This is a genomic window from Protofrankia sp. CiT1, assembly GCF_917627335.1.
Classification (GTDB): domain Bacteria; phylum Actinomycetota; class Actinomycetes; order Frankiales; family Frankiaceae; genus Protofrankia.
On sequence record NZ_CAKJTP010000278.1, the window covers coordinates 1,225 to 3,360 of the forward strand.

1 protein-coding gene and 1 pseudogene are annotated in these 2,136 nt (G+C 67.4%); one reads left to right on the forward strand and one right to left on the reverse strand.

The features are described 5' to 3' along the window. Positions 1–458 (forward strand): annotated as a pseudogene (locus MJ785_RS21455) (recombinase family protein); the annotation flags it as partial. A 9-nt stretch (positions 459–467) separates the two neighbouring features. Here MJ785_RS21455 and MJ785_RS21460 read toward each other — a convergent pair. After that, on the reverse strand, positions 468–1,076 hold the full coding sequence (locus tag MJ785_RS21460) for a reverse transcriptase N-terminal domain-containing protein (protein ID WP_239382657.1): 609 nt from the start codon (positions 1,074–1,076) through the stop codon (positions 468–470). Between the last annotated feature and the right edge of the window lie 1,060 nt (positions 1,077–2,136).

Consider the following 2,136-nt stretch of genomic DNA (forward strand, 5'->3'; position numbering starts at 1 on the left):
GCAACCGGCAGGGCCGGCGCACCGCCCGCGGCCTGACCTTCACCGCCACCCGCGTGCAGTCCCTGCGCTTCCACCACACCATCCCCTGCCACCAGCCCGACCCGGACCAGCCCCAGGGCGACCTGCTCACCATCGCCGACGCCGCCAGGGAACTCGGCATCGCGGCCTCCACCCTGCACCGCTGGATCGGCGACGGCTTCGTCGCCGGCGAACAGGACACCCCCGGCGCCTCCTGGCGCATCCGCATGACTGACGAACTACGCAACCTCTTCGTCGACGACGCCCCCGACGGCTGGCTCGCGATGCTCGAAACCACCCTCGCCCTCGGCGTCTCCCGCCAGACCGTGATGCAGCGTGTCAAGCGCGGCGAGCTCCAGGCCGTCCACGTCCACGTCCGCACCGGACGACGAAAAGGCCTGCGAATACAGGTCCCGCCACCCACGGACGCCCTGTTCTGACCCCCACAATCAGCGAAAGGAGCAGTGTGACGATGGCTCCAACGCCGCCGCCACGTCGGCGTCGAGAATCCACACCCGCTTGGAGCCGGGCCCCTTGCAGACGGCATAGATCGCCTCGATCGCGTCGTGGCAGCCACGACCCGGCCGGAACCCGTAACTACGGGGCTCGAACCGGGTCTCCCACTCTGGTTCGAGCGCGTTACGGACCCGAGCCTGGTGGCATCTGTCCATGATCGCCGGAATTCCGAGCGGCCTGGACTTCGCTGGGTTTGATGCCTTCGGGATCAACACGCGCCTGACCGCGAGGGGCGTCCAGGACGAAACCGACCGGTGTACCCGCACCGCGACCTCGCCCCGCGCTTTGGAGGTCAAAGCGACCTCCCCGTCGATCCCCGCAGTCTTGCGCCCCGCGTTGCGCTGCGTCACCTGCCGCACGCTCATGAGCGTGTTCGACCGGCTCCGCAACATCAACTTTTGCAGGTTCCTGACCTTGGGCCAGTCCTGCTCCTGCGCCGCCTTGAAGATCCGCTGCCGTAGCCGCCGTACTTCCTCCTCGCAGGTCCGCCAGTCAACGGCGTCCCAGGCGAGGAGCGCGTCCTCCGGTCCGTTCACCGTCACCGCGTCCACCGTGTGTCCGTCAGCATGGCGTCCAACTTGTCCTTCGGTTCCGGCGGTTCAAACCGCATCGCTTCACAGGCTCACCTGCCCACGTCAGCACCCTTTCGAGTCCGGGCAGTGGCCCGGTATCCGGCCGGTTATGCGAGACGATCGGCGAAGGGGCCGACCACCTGTCCCGGTTTCCCGTCGCCTTTCGACGCACCGGCGTTCGCTTCTTGGGCATCCTGTTCCCGCCAAGGAGCTGGGCCTTCGTTGCCTCCGGCTTACCGGTGACACCTGACGACGTCCCCGGACCCAGACGGGGTTTCCACGTTCGACATGCGCGAGCTGCGACCGGGGTGGGCGCCCCCTCGGCCCCGAGGCCAGCGGTGTTCACACGACCGACGAAGATTCTTCGGCCGCCGCTTGCCGTTCCTCCACGGCCAGGCCCTGCACCCCGGTCTTCATCCCATCTCCCGAGGCTCTGGGTAACGAGGCATCAGCGGGGGTTCACTCACGTTCGCCCGTCCGGTCTTCCCCTCGCCTACGCTCCCGGATAGAACGGGACCGCTTCGGCTTCTTCCCTGAGTTCCGCACCCCGCAGTTACCCGCGGCGCACGTCAGGGCGGGGACTGACCTTGAACACTGGCCAGGAGCTACGTCACCGACACCGTCGGCCCTCCAATCCACGAGCCCACTCACAGCATGTCACCTCGTGTCGCACGTCTTCCGCCTAGTCGTCCCCGACGAACAGCATCCAGGCCTCCTCCGCACCGGCAGCAGTCCGGCAGCCCACGGGAGATCCATCACGCCCTAATGGTCAAGTGGTCACATCGCAGTCGACGGCCACGACACCCCATCAGCAGTCAGCTCTCCCGACCACCGGCAGGGGCACGGTCTGACCTTAGGACTCGACTTCGGTCCAGAAGCCCAGAGTGCTCACCTGCCAGCGGCTACCGGCACCGAGCCTGCCCTACAGCGACCCGGTACATCCCATTAGAAGCGCATTTCGCCGTTTTCGACACCGTCGACGAACGCGGCCCACTCGGCGCGGGAGAAGGACAGCACGAGCCCGTCCAGG